We start from the raw sequence: 23262 nt of genomic DNA, 5'->3' as shown, positions 1-23262 counted from the left end.
CTAATAAGCTCTTCTAAAACCCAATAACCTATTAAATACAATCAATTATTTAATAATCTTATATGTGAGCTCAAAATATTTGATTGGATACTTATTTAACAAAGTGATTAACATATGAAAAAATCAAATATCAGAGTAACTAATTATGAAGAAAGGCATAGCGATAATCCAGACATGGGGAACGAATAGCCAAACGAAGTATCTTGATGAAGATGTTGGGCACGAATCTATTGAGTTAAGATTACCGGCCACTGAGGAAAATTATAATCTTATAATGAACTATTGTGCTCCATCACCTCACATTCCCTCTGACCTGAAGATTGAAAAAAATAAGGATGGTACCGAACAAGAAATATATGTAGTTCGCTTTAGTTTCATACCTAACGAGCTTAATGTTATAGAGCCTTTCCGTCTGAATCCTAATTATCAAACAGATGCACTTCATGCAGCAAACATCCATCCGGATCCATTCTTTACTACCTGTACCCTAACAGAAAAAGGTCAGCGGACTGTAGACAACAATACAGTAGAGAGCCAGTATATTCAGAATCTAAAAGCTATAGCAGATTATAAAGATTTAATAGATGCAACCGTTGAAATAACACATAAAACAAATAACTTACTCCAAAGAGCCCCTCTATTACATCGTCTTTACCCTAGCTATAGAGAAATTTTAAATGCCGTTAAACGATTAGATAAAGAGGTATATGGAACCAAGATATCAACATAACTATTAAAGAACTTGCCAGATAAGTTAAACAGTATTGTGTCAAAACTAAATGGAGAAGTTGGTAGTTTAGAGTGGAATAACTATCAATTAAAAAGCAACAATCCTAACAATTTTAATACTTTTGATGAAAATGAATATTTATTCTATGGTAGACCCTATGATGATCAAATAGAACTTCCTATAGGTTGTGAAGAAAATGAACTGAACGCAGCTTGCATGCTCGAACAAATGCGCAAAATAATCGAAACAGCTTCTGACTCACAGACTCATAATGGTGCAAATACAATACTTAGCATCCTAAATGCAGGTAATAACGGGAAAACACTTGATCTTTCCGATAATTTTCAGAGTAATGCTACCCCTCAAATGGTTTATACTGCCGCGAGGGAGCTTAAAAATAAATCTCGCGCAGAAAACTCTGCAGAAATCATTCAAGAAAAAACAAGAGCACATTCACAATCCTCCTCACAGCAAAAATTACTTATAGTCGGTTTATTGGCAGCAGCAGGATTAGTGATCGGAGCAGGTATCGGCGTGACATTAGTGGCCACAGGCGTGTTTGCTCCTTTGGGGGTTGGCTTATTAGGTCTAGCGGTAGTTGCAGGAACAATGGGAGGAGGTTTGGCATTAATTAGTGGATCTTTGGGATTAAGTCTCACGAAATCAGATGCGCCGTCAGCAATAGCAGCTCAAACATCCCAGAATATAGATGAAAGTGTATCTCTATGCTATTTATCCGTTACAAATACATTGAGAGAGCCAGGCGCAATTGCGGAAAACTCTCAAAAGCACGCCAACACTCAAGTATTAACACCGATGCCATCAACACCATCTATTACAAGTAACATCATGAGTCAACCCAATCTCTTCTTTCACTATAGGAATAGCAGCCCTAATAATCAAGAGGATTTGTCTTTGGAAGCAGATAATCACCACATTCGGAGCTCTGTTTAACTCAACGCCATCAAAGACATAAAATGCCTTTGATGGCGCCAGCTAACTTTTGGAAGACGGATAATTTATACGGAAAAATTCAGTGCAAATGCAAACACTCCAATACAAAAAAATTCTGTTTTTTTTCTTAAAAATAAGCAATACTTCTCCCTGAATCAATCGTGATACTATCTATGATTAAAATAAGACCTTTCCTAAAATGGGCAGGTAGTAAATACAACTGTTTGGAAAAGATTGTTTCTTTTCTTCCTCCCGGTAAACGCTTAATTGAGCCGTTCACAGGCTCTGGCGTTGTTTTTATGAATACCAACTACCCTTCTTATCTCCTTGCCGAAAGTAATCTTGACTTAATCCATTTATTTACTTTATTACAACAACAAGGTGAACCATTTATCAGGTACTGTGAATCTTATTTTAATCCTGAATTCAATCGTAAGGAGAAATATTACCAAATAAGATCTGATTTTAATGCCTCACCGTGTTCCCAACAAAAATCAGCTTATTTTCTTTACCTCAACAGGCATGGTTATAATGGCTTATGCCGCTATAACTCTAAGGGGATCTATAACGTTCCTTTTGGGCTTTATACAAAGCCTTATTTTCCACGTAAAGAAATGCTTCTGTTTCATCAGAAAAGCCAATGTGCTGAATTTATTCATAACGATTTTAGAAAGACTTTTGAGCTTGCAGAACGTGGTGATGTAATTTATTGCGATCCTCCTTATGTACCACTTTCAGATAAAACCCCCCATTTACCTTACAATCAAAAATTATTCACCAATGAGGATCAGATTGAGCTGACTGAGCTCGCTAAAGAAACAGCAGCAAAAGGCATCCCAGTTATTCTCTCCAACCATGATACGGAATTTACCCGTCATCACTATAGAAAAGCAGAAATCAAAAGCTTCCCAGTCTCTCGTTTTATCAACTGTCAAGGCTCTATGCGACAACCCGTCAACGAATTAATTGCAATATTTAATTAACGAATCATAGCACAGCAAATCATTTTGCAGTTTTTTTATTTACTTTATTACAATTAAAACCATTTTTAGGGCTGTTAAATCAAGTGGACTTTACATATAACTTATTGAATAAATAAAACTATTTAATAGTTTCATATCATATATACACCCAATGAATTGGACTCATTTTGACCAGCATGATTAAATATGATTATAAATTGAGTGGTATCAAAAAATTTGCACTCTATTGAACCAATGTAAAATATTTGGAGAAATAAATGGCTACAACACAAGATGATATACAAAAAAAATTAAATGAAAATGCACAGATACTAAAAGATAATAACCAAAAAAGGATGGAGCAAGATCAAGCAAATATGGCAGCTAATAACCAAGGAATATTAAATCCAAACGAGGAGACAGAGCAAAATACAAAAAATATAGACATTAAAAAAGATCCTAACAAAAATCTCGATCTTAACCAAATTTGTGAAGACTGGCTTAAAAAATACAAAAAGAAAAAACCAGATTTTGATGAAAATGAAAATAAACTTAAAGTTGACCAAGACAATGGCAGGATAGTAATGGACTTCAAGGATACAAAAGCTGAGGAAGACTTCCTTAGAGATATAGCGAAACAAGGGTCAGAGGGTCAGGTTACATTCGGAGGCAATATAATTGCCCTTACTAAGGATGGAGAACTCATTGATCCGCGTACAAACAAGGCATTCCCGGAAGGAGGGTATAAGGATCTTGTTGACCAACTTCGCGCAGGAAAAGATTATAATGATATCCCAAAACCAAAGCCTTCCGAGAGTTCCCCACAATTCGTAGAGAATCAATCTATGCCTGCTGATAAATCACCAGAAATACCCATGGGCACTCCCAAAAGCACATCATCATTTGACAATATTAAGAACAATATAAATGACGTCTCTAGTAAACAAGAGGAAATTGGATTAGGTTCTCCTGCCGAAAATAAGGTGCAGACAGAAAGCCTTGAAGTAGAAGAAGCGGCATCGCCTAGAATATAATCTTGACGCTAATTCTGACTTTATTGAGTATCTATTGTCTCTTAAAAGCCAGGACTTGCGCGGGTAAAACAACAAACCATTTGATTTATAGACTTAGCTATGTCGCTTTATTTATCATCTATGCCATATAGCCACAATTAAGGTTCTGCTCATGGTAACCTACCACAGCCTCAGAAGAATAAGATTTCTAAACCAGGTTCAGCTTTTGGAAAAACGTCACCTTCCGCAAAAGCGGAAGGTCTAAAAAGCAATCATTCAAACACTCGCAATAAACGGCCATATTTGGCCGTTAAACCAAGGGTCAGCACGTTACCTGACGTTTTACTTAAACAATGGGATGATCTTTATGATCTTTAATAAAAAAAGCAAGAATAGTAACTAATAACAGTGAAAGAGGTAATATGGATAAAGCCACTTGATAATCCACGACAGTGTAAATATGTTCCCCTTTTACAATACCACTATCGCCAAAAGTATCCAATAATTTACCCACTAAAGGTTGGAACACAACCCCCGCAAGAGAAATTATCATATTGGTCGCTGCAAAAACGGTACCTGATAGTTGAGCGCCACTACATTCCTTAGCCATAATAAATACGATAATCTCTGTAGCACTAAACACGCCATATAAAAATAATAAGACATTGAGACTAAAATAAGATAAACCGGGACAATATAAAACAAGGCTAATACAAATTAAAGCAAAAATAGCACCTAAAACCAAAGGCAATAAACGTTTTCCCGAACGATCTGATAAATATCCCGCGACAGGGGCCCCTACTGCCCAACCCAAAAATACTGCGGAAACCGTCTTAGCTGCTTCAACCTTAGTTAAATGATGGGCTTGTTCCAAATAAGTTTTTCCCCATAATTCACCAAACACAGATAAAGAAGTATATAAACACGCACCAACAAAGCCGATAACCCAAACTTCTGGAGCCACAAGTACTTTCAGCACATTTCGAAAAAACTCCGGTAAAGGATGATTATTCGATTGATGCCCTTCTGGTCCATCACGAACCACCAGCAACATCAGTACGCTTAATCCAGCACCAACGATGGCGATCAAGATTAATACTTGCTCCCAACCTATACTTTGAGACCATTCAGTAATTTTTACTTCACCATAAACAAGACCTAACATGCCAAGAGTGGTCATTAGACCTGCAACTAAGGAAAAATAACGTCTGGGTAACCAATGTAAAGCAAGAGAAAGCACACCGACAAAAGCAAAAGATGAGCCAAACCCCACTAAAAAACGTCCTGAGCCTACTAAAAACATAGATGAAGTAAGTGTAAACATCCATGAACCTACAGTACAACAAAGACATGCAAACGTTAAAAGTCGCCTTGGACCAAATCTGTCCATTAACATACCGACAGGCATCTGCATGGGAGAATATGCAAAATAATACAGAGCTGATATCTGGCCAAAAGTAGTTGCTGAAATATGTCCTAAAGCAGTACTAAGTTCGGTTTGCAACACACCTGGAATGATGCGTAAAATAAACTCATAACAATAAAACACTGCCCCAACAAAGCAGATAAACAGGCCTAACAGCAGCTGTTTTCTCGAAACAATTTCATTTAGGTGCATGAGCGTGTGTTTCCTTTAAAAAGAATGTTAATAAAGCAGCAATACACATACCAATAGGTATAAATGCCAAGGCAATACGATAGTCAGTCATGTTATAAAGTTTATGTACATTCTCAACTGCTAATGCTGTTGTAAGAGAAGCGCCGCTACGTAAGGAATAACTAAAATCCAATAAGTATCCAACTAAAGGCTGTAATAACATACCGCCTAACATCACGATCATGTTAGTTAAAGCCATTGCTGTACCTGCAGCTTCACCAGGACTTAACTCGCGTCCCACTGCGAATACAATCGCTTGCGCACTATAAAATAGACCTAAGAAAAACATGAGAATCTGTACATTACTCTCGCTCAAACCAGGAAAATACAGAATAACTACCATCAATACCGTGGCTACACTAGACCCTAAAAGCATAGGTAATTTTCTGCGCGCGATGCGATCAGAAAAGTACCCCATCAATGGGGCTCCTAAAGTAAAACCTAAAAAAAGCAACGAATTTGCTAAACCAGCACCATGTGCAGATAATCCATGAGCATGCCTTAAGTAAGGGATTCCCCACAATTCAGCAAAAACTGTGGTAGGTAAATAAACTAAACACCCGAATAATCCATTAACCCATATTTGTTTATTACGTGCAATAATACCTAAATCAATCATACCTTTCTTAAAAGAAGAAACAGTACCACTTTGTCTGTATCGACCTTTCTTATCATGGATACCTAACCATAGGATAAAGGTTAATACAATACCAAAAAAGGCCGTCATATGTAGAGTCTTGATCCAACCTAATCTATGAACAAATATTTCTAAAAAATTATCACCCAGCATTGCACCAACCGTTCCTAAGGCTGAAGTGATTCCTGAAACCATAGCAAGCTTATTTTCGGGTAACCATATTGTTGCTAGCTTTAATACACCGACAAATGCAAATGCGGACCCTAGCCCAACCAAAAATCGCCCCGCAGCAGCAACCCAAAACGAGGTTGTTCCTGTGAATAAAAAAGTTCCAATAACACAAATTAAACAAGCAAAAGTTAATAATCGCCTAGGACCGTAACGATCCATCATGATTCCCACAGGTAATTGCATGGGGACATAAGCATAATAATAAACCGATGAAATATTCCCAAATCCTGTAGCAGATAAATTAAAATGCTCACGCAGTGCCGTTTCCATCGCACTAGGCGCGATCCGGAGTAAATACTCGTAACTATAAAACATGGCTCCAAGACCACAAATAAGCCATCCAATTAATGCGTAATTTCTACGGTTTTCAGAAAGCAAGGTTATCTCCTTAACATTGGTTAAGCAAAAGCATCTACTGTCTTAATCTAAGGCGGCAAATACTCTTTTATTTAATTCACCTATTTATCCTAGATGCAACCAGTCATATCTCCACTGCCATCAACTTAAAGGTTGTCATTTTCACGAATGCGAAAATCCATTTTTACAGGAGGACTGTGCCTCCTTCAACATGGGTCCCGCATGCGCGAGGATGAATACAAGCTTCTTATATCAATGGCAATGAGTACATCTCACACGGCATACTTCTACACCCAGAGACCCCTTATTGCATATGGGATGCTACTTTTTAATTTAAATTACATACAACTCATTGACTTACGCCACTTGCTATTGCAGCTTGGGCTACAGCAGCTGGAACTCGTTCTCGCAAACGAGGATCTATAGGCTTTGGAAGAATATAGTTAGGACCAAACTCCCAATACGTAACACCTGGGTAATTATCCTTCACTACCTGGGGGACTGGCTCATGTACTAACTGCCGGATTGACTCAACTGCCGCAATTTGCATGGATTGATTAATACATTTGGCACGCACATCCAATGCGCCACGAAAAATATATGGAAAACATAATACATTGTTTACCTGATTAGGGTAATCACTACGTCCAGTAGCTATGACTATATCATCGCGTACTCGATGAGCAAATTCAGGTCTAATTTCAGGATCTGGGTTTGATAACGCAAAAATAATTGGCCTAGGCGCCATTAGTTTTAATAAATTAGCATCTAACAAGTCTGGCTTCGCAACACCGATAAATACGTCTGCATCAACTAATGCATCGGCTAAGGTTCTGCATTCAGTCGTACGTGAAAAAGCAAATTTATAAGCATTTAAATCAGTGCGCCCCGAATGAATGACGCCTTTAGTATCCAAAAGCAACATGTTTTCTTTATGAGCCCCCAAGGCAGCAAGTAAGCGCATTGAAGCGATTCCTGCAGCACCGGCCCCTATACAAACAATTCGTGCTTCAGATAATTTTTTCTGTTGTAACTCAAGAGCATTTAGCAAACCGGCAGCAACTACGATAGCTGTACCATGTTGATCATCATGAAAAACTGGGATATTTAATTGTTCAATTAAAACCTGTTCGATTTCAAAACATTCCGGTGCTTTCAGATCTTCTAAATTAATTCCGCCAAATGTAGGTGAAATTCGTTTTGCTGTAGCAATAAAAGCTTGTGGGTCGTGGGCATCAATTTCTATATCAAATACATCAATACCAGCAAAACGCTTAAATAAAACCGCTTTCCCTTCCATAACAGGCTTACTTGCAAGAGGGCCAAGATCGCCTAAACCAAGAACTGCGGTACCATTAGTCATTACCGCTACCAAGTTTCCTTTATTCGTATAACGATAAGCATTTTCAGGATTTTCTGCTATAGCAATTACAGGAGCCGCGACTCCAGGTGTATAAGCCAGGGATAAATCACTCTGAGAGTCTGTTGATTTGGTCACATGAACACCGAGTTTCCCAGGAATAGGAAATTCGTGATAATCCAATGCACATTGTTTCAAAACCTCGTTATCCAAAGTACTTGCTCTCTTAAATAAAATGAAATTTTAAGTAAGATTCGGAATCTTACAACCATTATCGATTCATTGCTTACCCCAAGCTCTCAGACACAAGCATTCGAGCCACTCCTAATTCTAAGAGAAATAGCTAAGGAATAATAGGGACTTAAACAAGAATTGAATTATCAAGACTGAACAACCAACAAAAATTTACATCGAAGGAAGCAATCTGTCAATAAGTTATACTTCGAGTGAAGCATAAATAAGGCGCAAAATAATGCGCCTTATTTATTTTCTTCTTTATTAGATGTTGCACGTTGGCTATAACGATCACGAAACTTCTGAACTCGTCCACCAGTGTCTACTAATTTTTGCTTACCCGTATAGAAAGGATGACATTTTGAACATACTTCAATGTTCAAATCTTTACATAATGTTGATCGAGTTTCAAACTCCTCACCACAACTACATGTTACCTTAACTATTTTATATTCAGGATGAATTGATGCCTTCATAATACTACTCTCTTTAGTTATGAATATCGCCACCTGATCCACTGCCAGGCACCATACTCGACGCAAATGACGCAAAACAATAGCAGAAAATCGTCGCTAAAGCAATTTTTCTGAGAATGATCTCCGTTTTATCAATTGCAGCCTTTTAATTTTTAGAACTTCATTATAACACGTACGATATTTAACCCATTATTCATAATAATAACCTACAATTCTTAAGATAACCCAATCAAAACGAAAGGAGCTTAAAATGAAGAAAATGGAACTTTATAAACTGGATACCCCAAACGATCTTGATATTAAAGACAGGCGAAAAATCGCTGAAGCTATTAATCCACTTGTTGCTACTACTTTTGCTTTATTTGTTAAAACAAAGAATTTTCATTGGCACATGACTGGGCCGCATTATCGTGATTATCATCTTTTACTCGATGAACAAAGTGAGCAAATTTTTTCAATGATTGATGTTTTAGCGGAGCGCGTGCGGAAATTAGGAGAAAAAACAATACAATCTATTGGACAGATCAAAGAACTGCAAACGATAAAGGATAATAATGACATATTATCTGCGGAAGAAATGCTTTATCAACTTCTAAAAGATAACGAAGATTTTTTAAAAAATATGAGAAAAGCGCATGAAATATGTAACAAAGGAAATGATTTTGCCACGACAAGTATTCTCGAAGAATATATAGACGAAACTGAAAGAAGAATTTGGTTTTTATTTGAAACACTGCAAAATAAATGAAATCAAGCAAATAAGTACCGTTCTCTATAACCTGGATTTATAATTCATGCACCAAAAGTTCATTTTGGTGCATGTTGCACAACTAAATTTCACTTAACTCCAATGCAACCCAAACAGGTGCATGATCCGAAGGTCTTTCCACTTTTCTAGGCTCCTTGTCAATCACTGATTGTGTGCATAAATGATTCAGTTCTTTACTTAATAAGATATGATCAATACGCAAACCACGATTCCGTCTAAAAGCCGCGGCACGATAATCCCACCAGCTAAACGATTGGTCCTCCTGAACGAAGTTTCTAAAACTGTCATGAAATCCAAGCTGTAGCAGCTGGACAAAAGCATTTCGTTCAGCGGGGCTTACTAATACAGAACCTTCCCATGCAATTGGATCATGTACATCCCGATCTTCGGGAGCGATATTAAAGTCTCCAACTACTGCGATTTTAGAATAAATATTTATTTGTTGTTGAATAAAATTAGTAACTTTTTGTAACCAATCCAATTTATATTGATATTTATCTGAAGTAAGCTCAGAACCGTTAGGGACATATAAATTAATCAAACGAAATCCTGCTACAGTTACGATCAAAATCCGTCGTTGTGGATCATCTAAATCAGGAATATCAGTGAGAACATCAGAAAATGGATATCGGCTAATGATAGCAACTCCATTGTATGTTTTTTGTCCAGAAAATACAACATGATACCCTTTTTCTTCAAATACAGCTCTGGGAAAATTATCATCGATTAATTTTGTTTCTTGTATTGCAAGAATATCCACATGTGAAGAATCCAACCAGGATATTACTTGCTCTAATCTAACTTTGAGTGAATTAACATTCCAACTTGCCAATTTAATCACACCAATCTCCCTTATATTCAATTAATAAAGGAGCGTGATCTGATAAGCGTACGTCTCGAAAAATATGGCTATAAACCACATCCTCAATAAATCCCGGTGTCACTACTTGATAATCGATTCTCCATCCTACATTTTTCTCCCAAGCTCGTCCTCTAAAAGACCACCAAGTGTATTGTTCCTCTTCTTGATTGTGGACTCGAAATGCATCTACAAATCCCATGCCTCCAAACAATTCATCCATCCAAGCCCGTTCTTCTGGTAAAAAACCTGAATTCTTTCGATTACTTTTCCAATTTTTTAAATCAATTTCTTTATGTGCGATATTATAATCCCCACATATAATTAATTCGCGTCCTTCATTTTTTAATTGCATTAGGTGATTCGCGAATTGCTCCAGGAATTGATACTTTACTTCCTGGCGTTGTTCACCGCTTGTGCCAGACGGTAGGTAAAGTGAAACAATACTGAATTTCGGATAATCAAACTGAATGTATCGTCCTTCATTATCGCAATAATCAAAGCCTATCCCTTTAATTACGCGAAGGGGCTTATTACGCGCATAAATCGCTACCCCGCTATATCCTTTTTTTTGTGCTGAATAATAGTCGCAATAATAATCACGGGGATAATAAATTTCTTCTGGGATTAATTGATCTGGTTGCACTTTAGTTTCTTGAATGCAAACAAAATCAGCATCTTGGGTTACAAGCCATTCATAAAAACCATTTCGTGCCGCTGAGCGTATCCCATTGGCATTAAAACTAATAACTTTCATTTATCTTCACTCAATTTTAAGGCAGTTCTAGCTAAACGTTCGCCCAAATGCTTCGCTAAATTAATTTCATCCTGGCTGAAAGGGCGATCATTTGCCACACCAGAAACATGGGTTGCACCATAAGGTGTACCTCCACTCATTGTATCATTTAATGAAGGTTCAGAATAAGGTACTCCTAGTAAAATCATACCGTGATGCAACAAAGGCAACATCATGCTTAACAAAGTTGTTTCTTGACCTCCATGCATGCTCGCAGAAGAAGAAAATACACAGGCGGGTTTACCTACCAGGTCACCCGCCAACCACAATGAAGAGGTATTATCTAAAAAATACTTCAAAGGAGCAGCCATATTGCCAAAGCGGGTTGGGCTTCCCAACGCCAAACCATGGCAATAACGCAGATCATCCAAGGTAGCATAAGGTGCGCCAGTATCTGGTATCGCCTTATCTACGGCTTCACAAGTAGCAGAAACAGGAGGAACTGTTCTTAAGCGTGCTTCAATACCCGTAACATGTGCTACACCACGTGCGATATATTGCGCTAACTGTGCAACAGAACCACTTCGAGAGTAATACAAAACCAAAATATAAGGATCTGACATCAAACAACTCCATTATGCTAATAATTAAAATAATACTTCAGGTGCTCTTCTAATTTCATTTCAATAAATTTAATTCGTTGATACAACGATCCTCCAATTTCAGGTTTTAGTGTTTTTAAATCTGCAACCACATCATCAGCGGATTCATAATAATTTTTAACAGAAATATTTGCGATGATTTTACTGACTGCACTAACATGATGTCTATTCCAATGTCCAGAAATAATAAGCCCAATAGAGGAACCTAATAAGAAATTCTCTTTGGTGTAATCCAGGAGTAATGCTTTGATTCTGCGTATGTTTGAATTTTCTTCAACTCTACTCCACAGCCTGGAGTAAGAATCTGGGAAAACCAAGTTTGATTTTGAACGTTTAAAAAATGAGTTTGTGTTTAATCCAATACACGAAAAAGGAGACGAAAGCGTACTGCTTATTGAAGAATCATCAGCCTCTTGTAAAAACTCAAGATCTTCACTTTTGATTGTAGCAATTGAATCCGATCCCTGGGTCATTTTTCTCTCCTTGATGACATATACTTTTTATTTGACACAATTGAGTGCAAATTGCAACCTGGAATTAAGGTATTAGAGCCCATAAAAATTTGCCGGATAGATTCAAAATAGGTTTCCTGAATTATATGAGTGCAACAGAATAAATGGCCAATCATTTTAAGTTAACAAATCTACCCCACATAAGCGCTCCATTGCCTATGGGTAACAGGACTATACCCCCTTTATCAATGAACTCTCTTTTGTTTACGCATGGTATCTTAAATTTAACTGAGTTAGGGATAGGCAAGCCGATTTACTACATCTGCTTGTTCGAACTGAGAAACACGAGCATTGACTTGTAGCCGTATTCGTAAAGGCGGGGTCCCTGTTGATGGGGACAATACCCCTATATAAGTGGATTTCGCTTTCGCGAAAACGGCAAATCTCTTAAGTGAATAGCAGTACTACCCAGCCTACAGCAGTCAGCGATACTCTAGCATTGATAACATCCTTATCCCAATCCCAATCCCAGATTAACTTAATGGTACTGATCTGGGATGCTGGTATCAGGATGGACTATTAGATTTTAAAGAATGTATCGAGCCAAATCTTCATCAGCCACAAGTTGCCCCAGGTTTTTATCGACGTAAGCCTTATCAACATATACAGATTCACCTGATTTGTCAGTAGCCTCAAACGAAACCACTTCCAATAAACGTTCCATAACTGTATAGAGCCTGCGCGCACCAATATTTTCTGTACGCTCATTTACTTGCCATGCTACTTCTGCAATACGTCTGATACCTGATTCATCAAAAGTTAATTCCAGACCTTCTGTTGCCATTAAAGCACTGTATTGCAATGTGAGCGATGCCGTAGGCTCTGTAAGAATACGTACAAAATCTTCAACGGATAGAGCGGATAATTCAACACGTATGGGTAAACGTCCCTGCAATTCAGCAATCAAATCAGATGGTTTCGCTACATGAAACGCTCCAGATGCTATGAATAAAATATGGTCCGAGCGAATCATTCCATATTTAGTAGTCACTGTAGTTCCTTCAACCAAGGGTAATAAGTCTCTTTGTACCCCTTCACGAGAAACATCCCCACCGCTTCCATTTTCAGCACGTCGAGCTACTTTATCCAATTCATCAATAAAAACAATACCATTTTGTTCTACATTTTCTATGGCGCGAGTCTTAATATCGTCTTCATTAATCAGTTTAGCCGCTTCTTCTTCACGCAATATTTGCATTGCCTTAGCAATAGTCATTTTTCGTGTTTTTGTTCTATGGCTACCGACCTGTTGGAACATTGATTGTAATTGGCTCGTCATCTCTTCCATACCAGGAGGAGCCATAATTTCAATGCCTACTGGAGTCGCTGAAACCTCTATTTCAATTTCATTCTCATTAAGTGTTCCTTCGCGCAGTTGCTTCCGGAATACCTGTCTTGCAGTACTATCCTTTTCTCCAGGTGTTAGGCTACCACGAGGAGGAGGAAGTAACACGTCAAGAATTCGTTCCTCAGCCGCATCTTCAGCCAAATGTTCGACTTTTTTCATAGCAAATTCACGTTCTTGCTTCACCGCAATATCTGCTAAATCGCGCAGAATAGAATCTACATCGCGTCCAACATAACCTACTTCGGTAAATTTCGTAGCCTCTACTTTTATAAATGGGGCACGTGCTAATTTTGCTAAGCGGCGAGCAATCTCTGTTTTTCCCACACCTGTTGGTCCTATCATCAGGATGTTTTTGGGCATAATTTCATTTCGTAAGGCGGGATCTTGAATTTTCATCCGACGCCAACGGTTACGTAAAGCGATAGCCACAGCTCTTTTCGCATTATCTTGGCCAATAATATATTTATCTAATTCTTGGACAATCTCTCGAGGAGTCATCACTTCTCGGACTTCCCGAGGATTAGTCACCATGCTGTTATTTGTTGACATTATTTAATTCTTCTAAAGTTAAATGGTTATTGGTATAAATACAGATATCGCCGGCGATCATTAGCGCCTTGCGCACTATTTCCATAGCGGATAAATCCGTATTTTCCAGCAATGCTCGTGCAGCAGCTTGTGCAAAAGGCCCCCCAGAACCAATAGCAATCAAACTATGCTCAGGTTCTATTACATCACCATTACCTGTAATAATTAAGGAAGATCTGACATCTGCTACTGCAAGAACCGCTTCCAGTCGACGTAACATTCTATCTGTTCGCCAATCTTTAGCAAGCTCAACTGCAGCACGCACTAGATGGCCCTGATGCATTTCGAGCTTGCTCTCAAAACGTTCAAAAAGGGTAAACGCATCTGCAGTTCCGCCAGCAAAACCAGCTATGACCTGGTCTTTATAGAGTCGTCGTACTTTACGGGCATTTCCCTTCATTACAGTATTGCCCAAAGTCACTTGACCATCACCTCCAATAACTACCTGGTTTCCTCGTCGTACTGAAAGTATGGTTGTTCCACGAAATTGTTCCAAAATTAAATCCTCAAATCAAATCGGAATATTCAACATGGGGATGATTGATAAAAAAACAAGAGTGGCGTATAAAATTAATCAATTTTATTGAGGAAAAAAAGTTATATTGATTACTAAATCGTGTTGACCATTCATGGTCAACACGACTTAATACATGCGCATCGAATTCGAATTAATAAAGAAACTCATTATCTGGGGTTGTGATTTTTTATCAATTAAAGAAATGAATTTTGAAATACCAAAAAACTCTTGGAAAAGCTTGTAATTAAAATTACAAACATACCAAGCTGTCAAGAAAGCGTAACAAACTTCTTCAACCCAAAGATGCTGGAGTAATGAATTATTTCTGATCCCAATCCGCATTGAATAATCAACTTAAAAAGGAGATCCCATGGGCTAAATGCTCCAATCCAAGATATTCTGCTATGCTTTGTCCTATATCTGCGAAAGTATCACGACGACCTATAAATTTGCTTTTAAGACTGGGACCATATACAAGTACTGGAATGTGTTCACGCGTATGATCGGAACCAGGAAATGTAGGGTCACAGCCATGATCTGCAGCAATAAAAACAAGGTCATCTGGTTGCAATAGAGCATCGAGCTCTGGAAGACGGGCATCAAACGCTTCGAGCGCATGCGCATAACCAATTACATCACGTCTATGGCCGTATGAAGAATCAAAATCCACAAAATTAGTGAATATCAAACTGCCCTTGGGGGCTGTTTTCATTGCCAACAAAGTTGCATCAAATAAAGCCATGTTTCCGTCAGCTTTTACAGTTTGAGTAATGCCCTGGTGTGCATATATATCAGCAATTTTTCCAATACTAATCACTTCACGACCAGCGTCCTTCAAGTAGTCAAGTAGTGTTTTTGCCGGTGGTAATGTTGCATAGTCTTTACGGTTTGCTGTTCGTTTAAATGCCCCTGCATGCCCAATAAATGGACGTGCTATAACGCGACCTATCTGGTATTCATCAACCAGGTCCCGCGCGATGTCACAAATATCATATAAATGCTGCAAACCAAAAATTTCTTCATGGGCAGCAATTTGAAATACACTGTCCGCAGAAGTGTAAACAATAGGTTTACCAGTCCGAATGTGTTCTTCGCCGAGTTCATCAAGTATTGTAGTACCAGAGGCATGCTTCTCTCCCAAAACACCAGGTAACTGGGCACGCTTAATGAAAGCATCAATCAATTTTTTGGGAAAACAAAAAGGTTGATCAGGAAAGTAACCCCATTCAAAAGTCACTGGAACACCAGCTAATTCCCAATGTCCACTCGGAGTATCCTTACCTAAACTTTGCTCAACAGCATAGCCGTAATAACCAACAGGCTCAGCCAATGTAGACAACTCAACAAACCGCAATCCAGAGCTCGCTAAAGCTGCATGATAAAGCCCCAGCTTCGCCAAATTTGGTAAAGTAAGCGCACCTTGACGAAGCCCGTCTTTATCTCCATCACCACGCCCACAGGCTTCATGAATATGAACAAATGTATTGGCACCAGCATCGCCATAGCGAGAAGCATCAAGGCTGGCACCTATACCAAATGAATCCATCAATAATATGCACACTCTCCCTGTCATTTTAATCCTCGAATTGTTGGCAACGGGTTTCTTTTAGACCCAAAAGCATAAGAAATGCAATGAATAATCCCGCAGGTAAAATAATTGCTGCATATTGATAAGCATTCAACGAATAAATTGGAGTTCCATTTATTATTTGCATACCGCTGTGATTTGTTAATAAATAACTGAATAAATTTTGATAAATAATATAACCACCTTGGGTTAATATGGAAATAACACTTACCGCCGTTGCAGTCATTGCAGGCGAGCTGCTTTCAGCAACCAAGGCATAACTTATTACTTGGGCTGAGGTAAAGAAGCCCAGCAAGAAAAATAAAAAGGCCATAGCGCTATAAGAAACAGGAAGATAAAGTACGGCAAGTAAGGTTAGAAATGAGGTAATAACCCCTACTTTCATAGGAACAATTCGTAACCCGATTTTATCAGAAATCCATCCTACAAGAGGAGAACCAATAATTGCCCCTAAAAATAACATGCCATTTATTATGGAAGCTTGTGCAGAACTAATATCTAAACGCTGTTCTAAATATAAAGTTCCCATCATCGCACCAAAAACAGCGATCGCCATATTCATTAAACTTGCATAGAATGCAGCTCGTAGATACTGTGTATTAAGATATGCCTTTTTAGCCGCAGACATAACATTAATTGGCTTCGCATTTTGTTTTATTGCAACTGCAGGTCTTTCCTTAATCCAAAAAAACATCACGATAAGCATCACAAAACCAAGTATACCAACATCTTGCACAGCTTGGCGCCAGCCCACCAGAAGAACCAACTTGGTCAAAGGATATTGTGCCAGCATGCCGCCTGCCATTGCCATAGTCACTATAGCTCCAGTTACTAAAGCCATGCGTCTTGGGGGAAACCAATGGGATGCTAAACGAACAGGGCCTAAAAAACAGAATGCACTTCCGATACCTGTAATAAAACGGCAAAATAGCGCTGTATAAAAAGAATGGGAATAAGCAAGCAGAAATGTACTTGCCACACACAAAAACATAGCAATTAATAACGTATTTTTAATTGAAAAACGATCCAGAACCATTCCTGCAACAAAAAGAAACAATACATTAGAAAGGTAATAAATGCTGGATAGCCATGCCATTTTATCTGCTTGAATACGATAATCTTGCATGATATTTGCAGCGATAGATGCAAACATATTTCCTTGAATAAATTCATAGAAGAAAAATAAGGTTGCAGCAAAACACACCATCCAGGGTAATAAGGATGATTTTACCTCATTATATTCTTGAAATTCATCCACCATGTGCATTTTTACTCCTCAGCTTTAACGTTTGCAATATGTTTCTCGGGTTATTAATACAGCAATTAAAGCTGCAACAGTTGTTATTGGAAATATCCACATAGCAAATTGAAAGTCAGCGACTGTATAAGTTGTGACTGATTGACCCGCATGATGTGCAATTAACCAACCAAATAATACTTGCCCTACTCCACCCCCGCCCATAATAATAACAGAAGCGACGCCTGTAGCTGCCCCAGTGTTTTCTATAGAATTACTTTCAGCAACTAAAGGATAGGTAATCACTTGTGTGCTTGTAAAAAGGCCTAAAGCAAAAAAGATAATACTAAGCGTCAATTGCGATAATGTTGTGTCCAGGAATAAAGGAATGAGTGTGATGAGGGTCGCTATTGCTCCAATGATCATAAGGGGTTTACGACGTCCCTGAGCATCAGACAACCAACCAGCCAAGGGGCAACCAATAACACTCCCCATAAAAATAAGGCTTACTACATTACTGGAGGCCATTTCAGGTAAATGATGCGCTACTTGCAAGTAACTCGCTCCCCATAGGGCGCATAAAACCATAATGGGTAAATTAAGAAAAGAAGTATAAAAGCCTGCCAACCAATTTTGAGGATTGGACAACGCCTTGAAAAATCCAGACATGACTTGTCCTTGATTCAGGCGAACACGTGTTGGCGCGTTTTTAGGTTTATCATTTACTATCCAATAAATCCAAAGTAACAATACTGCACCTACAGCACCATCAATCAATAAGGCATTACGCCACCCAAATAATTCATAAAGATAGGCAAAAGGAGTATGAGCCATCATCCCCCCTACAAAAGCCATAGTAACCAAGGTTCCGATTACAAGTGCTTGTCTTCTTGGCGGAAACCAATGTGATACCAAAACCACGCAGGATAGGAAGCAAAATGCGTTACCAATTCCAGAGAGAAAATGACAAAAAGAAGCTAAGATAAATGAATCAGTTAATGCAAAACCAACCGTGCCTAAAATACAAACAAACATAGCACTCAAAATAACTGTGCGCGTCGAATAACGATCTAAAATGACTCCAGCGGGAAGAAGAAATAAGATATCGGCCCATAAATAAGCGCTGGACATCCAGCTCAACTGAGTTGCATCAATATGAAAATCATCACGTAACGGCTGATTAATGACATCAAAAATGTTTAGCTGAAAAAACTCATAAAAGAAAAACAATCCAGCCGAAAGACATACAACCCAAGCCATTAAGTCACCACGAGGGACAAAAGCTCTCGAATCCACTGCAACAGATTGCGACACAATTACTCCTTATGGCATAAAAATTGCGCCAGAGTATATCAAAACTCTAAATGAATTGGTATCTTAATTGAACAAACACTTGTCATAAAAAAAGTCATTACTAAAAAAAACCAACCATTTTATACCACCCCAAACCAAGTTTATGCGTGAGCACATAAATTACTTGCGTCAACTGGGATGCGCATCAACAAAAATGGTTTATCGCCTGCATAAACATGTTGAATCAGCTCCATTCTATTCAATAAAATGGGGGACATTTCTTTTGTATCAGACGGATTAATAGCCAGGTAATCTTCACGATGATCGGTCAGCAAATGGCATAGTTCTTTTTCACTAAAAGCAAATTTCACTTTTCCTCTTGAATAAAATTGCGCTGAAAAGTCTGTTTTATAATCCCAATAAATCAGGTAATCCCCAGCTGATGGATGTTGTTTTAACCATGCAGCAACCACAGGCTTTTGAGTTTTTGAAACTACTTCAGGTATAGTATTAAAAGCAAGCGTAGCTGCTAAAAAAATTACGCCTACAATTAAAGATAATCCTAAAACCAGGTTTTTGGCTCTAATCATTACACCTACCCGCGCCCAATATTCAACAAAAAATATTGAGAAAGCAGGCAGGCTACAAAAAACATAGGTATAGATAATATTGCTCGAGAATGTAAAAAAGAACAGTGGAACTACCGTACAGAGAAAAAAATAACTTAACCATCCATCATTATCTTGAAACACTTTACGCACGTTGTGCCTGCATTTGATAAACCAAGCAAGTCCAAGTAGGCACCAGGGAAAAATTCCAGATGCAGCATAAACCCAAATCATTCCCCAATATTCCTTGTGGGCATACCCATATTTATCGCCCACCCACCCTGGCTTTAAAAACCGATTGAAGTTTTCACCGATGATAAAATAATTTAAAAATCCAGGGGTTCGCAGTTCAGCCCAAACATACCAAGGAACTGCTATAGCAAACATGATTAATATCCCTTTTATCCAGGGCAACCTTTTCCACAAACTACGCCATTGATTCCGCATCAAAACCCAAAAAAACAAAGGCATGCCAGGTATAATAACGGCGACTGGTCCCTTTGCTAACAAACCTAATCCTAAAGCAATAAAAAAAACATAAGACCATAGTTTTTTTCCATCAACCAAGGCATACCAAAATGACACTATAACCAAAGTCACACAAAAGACTAATGACGGATCGGTCATCACTGTTCCAGCATCAAGGAAAAAATACAAAGTTCCTGCTAAAACCAAAGTAGTCATCATGGCAATCACAGAACCACTATGCTTCTTTGTTAGCTTCCAAACAAGCCATAATACCGCTATTGACAAAAGCAATCCTGGAAGGCGAGCGGCAAATTCATTAACACCAAAAAGCTTCATTGAGAAGGCAGAGAGCCAAGTTGACAAAGGAGGTTTAGCCCAAAAAGGAACCCCATAGTCATGTTGTGGGGTTACCCAATTACCAGTTTCCAACATCTTTCGAGCAATTTCAGCGTAACGTGCTTCAGAAACATCATTAAGTGGAATCAAGCACATGGAAATAATTCGACACACAAGGAGAAAGAATAATGCAAACACAGCATTAGTAAGAAATAGTTGTGGCAACTGCTTCTCGTTTTTGATGTCCAATACTAAACCTCATAAAAAACGCTCCTTGCACTACAGAAAAGTCATGAGCGTGTGGCACTACATAGCGTGGGTCTAAAAGATAACTCTTTACCCAAACAGCGTCATAAAAATAATGAAAACAGCGGAATATTACTCATTATTTTACATTTTTTCATGCCTTTTTTCAAAAAAATACTGTATTGTCCGCAAATAAACACCAATAACATAATGAATTTTATTAAATTTTTAAAAATACTAAAATTGTATAATGAAAATACATGACGTGAAGATTACTTTAGTTTACACTGAGGCCTTGTAAGATGAACTTACATTTATCTATTGGACATTTGGAGACTAAACATGACGTTTGAGTTAAAGGAATTAAGCACATTAAAAAAAGAATTTAATGACGCTGTGGATGTATTATTAAAACGTGATAAGAAAATAAAAAAAATTGAAGACCTTTCAAATCCAAGAAAGTATGAACTTCAGTACCTCACTGCCATACTGAGCAGATTAGAAGAGCAAGTAACTGAAAAAACAATCAGACCCCAAGTTGCAGCACTCACTTTTTACGGTGCGATGCTCACAGTTATGAGGGACATTGAAAATAAGCGTGGAATGTTGGACTCTTCTGGCTTACTTAGCGACAGCCTGGCAAATATAATAGGAATCAATGCTGAAGTCCGTGCAGAAAACAAACCAGACCTCTACCAAACCTCTAAGTTTTACACAGCTCTAAATGAATTTTTAAAGCAAATCTTCATCAATAATGATTCACGTAAAGGATTCAAAAAAGAACATATTCTACATGCAATTCCTACGAATCATTTAAATGAACTTATTGAAACAAGTTATCTATTATCAAAAAATGCTGAGAAAGCAATCGTTGATTCCTTAGCTGCTACTGGGCAATCAATTGTAGTTTTTGAAAAACCAACGCCCCCAACTGTTGGAGAAAAAAAAGAAACACCCGTTGTAGAAGACAAAAAATCTATATTTATTGGCGAATACGCTGCAAGCAAAAAATCACCTATATCAGCTACAGGGCGTTTTGGAACTTGGGACGAGCTAACTCTTGCTCTTGATGATTTAATCAAAGATGAACTTGCAGATAAAAATGTTTCAAAAATTAACAAGTTAGGGTTACACCGTGCTGCCCAACTTCATTTTTTGAATGCAATGAAAGCAGCTGTTCAAGCTACAGGAATTAGCGAATCGGAAAAACTAGCTGTCCTTGCTGGAGCGATGCATCTTGTACGTAAACAAATTGATGATGAATATGCCTCCGCCATATTAACAAGCACAGACAATTCCATTATTCATAAGGGATTAGATAAAATTCTGGGCACAAAAGGTGAGGTAGACGCGCAAGATATTGAAGCATTAATTTTTTCAACAACTCAATTCATGCGTTTTCTTACAGTAGAGCCCAAAGCTGAGGCTAAAAAATCCATACGTAACAATCACATTTTTTCTGAGATTGCAGGTTTTGACTTAAAGAGTATTTTTACTCTTTGCATTGACATGATTCATGACTGTCGTAATGTGGCATTACATCATGTTGTTGAAGAGTTTAACAAAGAAGGTAAAATTCCAGAAAAAGCACCCAAAAGTTATATTGCTTCCGCTCTAAGCAAATTCTCTTTCTTAACTGGCAAGAAAGATGAATCTAGTGAAGAAGAGGATGATGAGCTCGAACATAAAAATACTGATGCATTAACCCGATAATTTTTTAACTTTGAATATAAATTTGACTTAATGCTCAAAGATAAAGTAGCTACATAGTGTAAGTGACTGCTACTTTATCTGTATCACTTTATATATATAAACAATATCACTTCGGATAAGCCATTTCGTTTAATTTTTGCTACAATGCTGTTTTCTCTAATCTATTTGTAGTTTGTGCGCATGAAAATTATTAAAAAGTTATTATTTATCGTCATTTTTTTAGCTGCTCTGCCACGCATTTGTATCGCTTTAGAAAGCGATTCTTTGCATAAGGCTAATCATGTTCAAAACATGCAGGAAGACCATGTAAATGAAAAAAAAGAACAATTTGAACTACTACAACCCGCACCTAAAAAAATGATATCCATTACTATAGATGATTTACCTTTTGTCGGTGAATATAGAAATTTTCATTTGAATATGATGATCGAAACAATGACAAAAGAGGAAGTGCCTGCCACAGGATTTATCATTGCCAGCGAAGTGCGCAAAAACAATTGGGAAATACTACGCAAGTTTCGAGATGCCGGTTTTGGATTAGGTAATCATACTCTCAATCACGCCAATTTGAATAAAATGGAAACAAAAGAATACATTCGTGAAATTCAAAAAGCAGATAATATTTTATTGCCCGTTTTAACTGAACCCAAATATTTTCGTTACCCTTATTTAGCAATGAGCTCTGGAAAAAAGAAAGAAGACATTCTTTGCTACCTCGCACAAAAAAATTATCAAGTTGCCCCAATTACCATTGATTCCAAAGATTTTGTCTTTAATCAACGCTTACTATCAGTTTCTGAAATAAACAGACGCACATACCTAGAGGAATTAAAACCGTTTTATCTGGATTTTATTTGGCAGCAAACACTCCGTGCCGAAGAACATAATCAATTTCATCACAATAATGCTCAAGCACAAATCCTGCTGATCCATGCAAATTTACTTAATGCTTATGTTTTACCAGATATTATTCATCTGTATAAACAAAAAGGTTATGAGTTTGTCAGTTTAGAAAATGCCTTAAAAACCTTTAAATTTCCGACTCAATGTGCCAGAACACAAGTACTTGCTCGAATCCAGACAAAACAACAACAGCACATATCCAGTGATAAAAATATCAAAACTTTTGTTGAGTGGGATTAAGTGACATTAATGGAAGTATTGCATTAAC

Annotated in this window: 21 protein-coding genes; 7 read left to right on the top strand and 14 right to left on the bottom strand. The window is 37.8% G+C overall.

Annotation, left to right across the window (positions count from 1 at the left end; genetic code table 11):
- Window positions 1–145: 145 nt before the first annotated feature.
- The 4 genes from EKG34_RS02415 to EKG34_RS02400 all read left to right on the top strand — a co-directional run bounded on the left by EKG34_RS02415 (window position 146) and on the right by EKG34_RS02400 (window position 3680).
- Window positions 146–730: a hypothetical protein gene (locus EKG34_RS02415; RefSeq protein WP_080619954.1), complete on the top strand. Its 585-nt coding sequence runs from the start codon at window positions 146–148 to the stop codon at window positions 728–730.
- Between the two features lie 36 nt (window positions 731–766).
- On the top strand, window positions 767–1684 hold the full coding sequence (locus EKG34_RS02410) for a phage holin family protein (protein WP_223800049.1): 918 nt from the start codon (window positions 767–769) through the stop codon (window positions 1682–1684).
- Window positions 1685–1857: 173 nt separating this feature from the next.
- Window positions 1858–2667, top strand: a complete 810-nt coding sequence (locus EKG34_RS02405) for a Dam family site-specific DNA-(adenine-N6)-methyltransferase (RefSeq protein ID WP_003635657.1) — start codon at window positions 1858–1860, stop codon at window positions 2665–2667.
- 257 nt (window positions 2668–2924) lie between these two features.
- Window positions 2925–3680, top strand: a complete 756-nt coding sequence (locus tag EKG34_RS02400; RefSeq protein WP_003635656.1) for a hypothetical protein — start codon at window positions 2925–2927, stop codon at window positions 3678–3680.
- A 325-nt stretch (window positions 3681–4005) separates the two neighbouring features.
- Here EKG34_RS02400 and EKG34_RS02395 read toward each other — a convergent pair whose 3' ends face one another.
- From EKG34_RS02395 to rpmE, 4 genes are all read right to left on the bottom strand, one after another.
- Complete coding sequence (locus EKG34_RS02395) at window positions 4006–5277, bottom strand: MFS transporter (RefSeq protein WP_003635654.1); 1272 nt, start codon at window positions 5275–5277, stop codon at window positions 4006–4008.
- Window positions 5264–6562, bottom strand: coding sequence for an MFS transporter (locus EKG34_RS02390; protein WP_003635652.1), 1299 nt, complete (start codon window positions 6560–6562; stop codon window positions 5264–5266). Before EKG34_RS02390 ends, EKG34_RS02395 begins: the two co-directional genes overlap by 14 nt.
- Before the next feature lie 328 nt (window positions 6563–6890).
- Window positions 6891–8114 carry a malic enzyme-like NAD(P)-binding protein gene (locus EKG34_RS02385; protein WP_003635649.1) on the bottom strand — a complete coding sequence of 408 codons (1224 nt, stop codon included), beginning with the start codon at window positions 8112–8114 and terminating at the stop codon, window positions 6891–6893.
- A gap of 266 nt (window positions 8115–8380) precedes the next feature.
- On the bottom strand, window positions 8381–8611 hold the full coding sequence (rpmE, locus tag EKG34_RS02380) for a 50S ribosomal protein L31 (RefSeq protein WP_003635648.1): 231 nt from the start codon (window positions 8609–8611) through the stop codon (window positions 8381–8383).
- A 250-nt stretch (window positions 8612–8861) separates the two neighbouring features.
- Here rpmE and EKG34_RS02375 point away from each other — a divergent pair, with 250 nt between their 5' ends.
- Window positions 8862–9359 (top strand): Dps family protein, encoded by a 498-nt coding sequence (locus EKG34_RS02375; RefSeq protein ID WP_003635646.1) that lies wholly within the window; start codon window positions 8862–8864, stop codon window positions 9357–9359.
- Between the two features lie 82 nt (window positions 9360–9441).
- Here the strand turns inward: EKG34_RS02375 and xth are convergent, their stop codons facing one another.
- The 10 genes from xth to EKG34_RS02325 all read right to left on the bottom strand — a co-directional run bounded on the left by xth (window position 9442) and on the right by EKG34_RS02325 (window position 20381).
- Window positions 9442–10221, bottom strand: a complete 780-nt coding sequence (gene xth / locus EKG34_RS02370) for an exodeoxyribonuclease III (protein WP_003635644.1) — start codon at window positions 10219–10221, stop codon at window positions 9442–9444.
- Window positions 10214–10996, bottom strand: a complete 783-nt coding sequence (locus EKG34_RS02365) for an exodeoxyribonuclease III (protein ID WP_003635642.1) — start codon at window positions 10994–10996, stop codon at window positions 10214–10216. The genes xth and EKG34_RS02365 overlap by 8 nt, the downstream gene beginning before the upstream one ends.
- On the bottom strand, window positions 10993–11598 hold the full coding sequence (gene wrbA, locus EKG34_RS02360; RefSeq protein ID WP_003635640.1) for an NAD(P)H:quinone oxidoreductase: 606 nt from the start codon (window positions 11596–11598) through the stop codon (window positions 10993–10995). The genes EKG34_RS02365 and wrbA overlap by 4 nt, the downstream gene beginning before the upstream one ends.
- Window positions 11599–11615: 17 nt before the next feature.
- A complete protein-coding gene (locus tag EKG34_RS02355) occupies window positions 11616–12110 on the bottom strand; it encodes a DUF5617 domain-containing protein (protein WP_003635638.1) in 495 nt (164 codons plus the stop codon).
- A gap of 565 nt (window positions 12111–12675) precedes the next feature.
- Window positions 12676–14046 carry an ATP-dependent protease ATPase subunit HslU gene (gene hslU, locus EKG34_RS02350; RefSeq protein WP_172622912.1) on the bottom strand — a complete coding sequence of 457 codons (1371 nt, stop codon included), beginning with the start codon at window positions 14044–14046 and terminating at the stop codon, window positions 12676–12678.
- Window positions 14033–14581, bottom strand: coding sequence for an ATP-dependent protease subunit HslV (gene hslV / locus EKG34_RS02345; protein ID WP_003635634.1), 549 nt, complete (start codon window positions 14579–14581; stop codon window positions 14033–14035). Before hslV ends, hslU begins: the two co-directional genes overlap by 14 nt.
- Before the next feature lie 370 nt (window positions 14582–14951).
- Window positions 14952–16175 carry a phosphopentomutase gene (locus EKG34_RS02340; protein ID WP_003635631.1) on the bottom strand — a complete coding sequence of 408 codons (1224 nt, stop codon included), beginning with the start codon at window positions 16173–16175 and terminating at the stop codon, window positions 14952–14954.
- 1 nt (window position 16176) lies between these two features.
- The gene (locus tag EKG34_RS02335; protein WP_012979327.1) at window positions 16177–17457 is read right to left on the bottom strand and encodes an MFS transporter; all 1281 of its coding nucleotides are present in this window, start codon (window positions 17455–17457) and stop codon (window positions 16177–16179) included.
- A gap of 15 nt (window positions 17458–17472) precedes the next feature.
- Window positions 17473–18741: an MFS transporter gene (locus EKG34_RS02330; RefSeq protein WP_003635627.1), complete on the bottom strand. Its 1269-nt coding sequence runs from the start codon at window positions 18739–18741 to the stop codon at window positions 17473–17475.
- Window positions 18742–18881: 140 nt separating this feature from the next.
- Window positions 18882–20381, bottom strand: a complete 1500-nt coding sequence (locus EKG34_RS02325) for an ArnT family glycosyltransferase (RefSeq protein ID WP_003635625.1) — start codon at window positions 20379–20381, stop codon at window positions 18882–18884.
- 339 nt (window positions 20382–20720) lie between these two features.
- On the opposite strand from EKG34_RS02325, the gene EKG34_RS02320 reads away from it, so the two are divergent.
- The gene (locus tag EKG34_RS02320) at window positions 20721–22091 is read left to right on the top strand and encodes a hypothetical protein (RefSeq protein WP_003635620.1); all 1371 of its coding nucleotides are present in this window, start codon (window positions 20721–20723) and stop codon (window positions 22089–22091) included.
- Between the two features lie 291 nt (window positions 22092–22382).
- Window positions 22383–23234 carry a polysaccharide deacetylase family protein gene (locus tag EKG34_RS02315; RefSeq protein ID WP_223800149.1) on the top strand — a complete coding sequence of 284 codons (852 nt, stop codon included), beginning with the start codon at window positions 22383–22385 and terminating at the stop codon, window positions 23232–23234.
- Window positions 23235–23262 lie beyond the last annotated feature (28 nt).

The sequence above is a fragment of the Legionella longbeachae genome (assembly GCF_004283175.1).
GTDB lineage: Bacteria > Pseudomonadota > Gammaproteobacteria > Legionellales > Legionellaceae > Legionella > Legionella longbeachae.
This window is presented reverse-complemented; position numbering and strand designations above follow the sequence as displayed.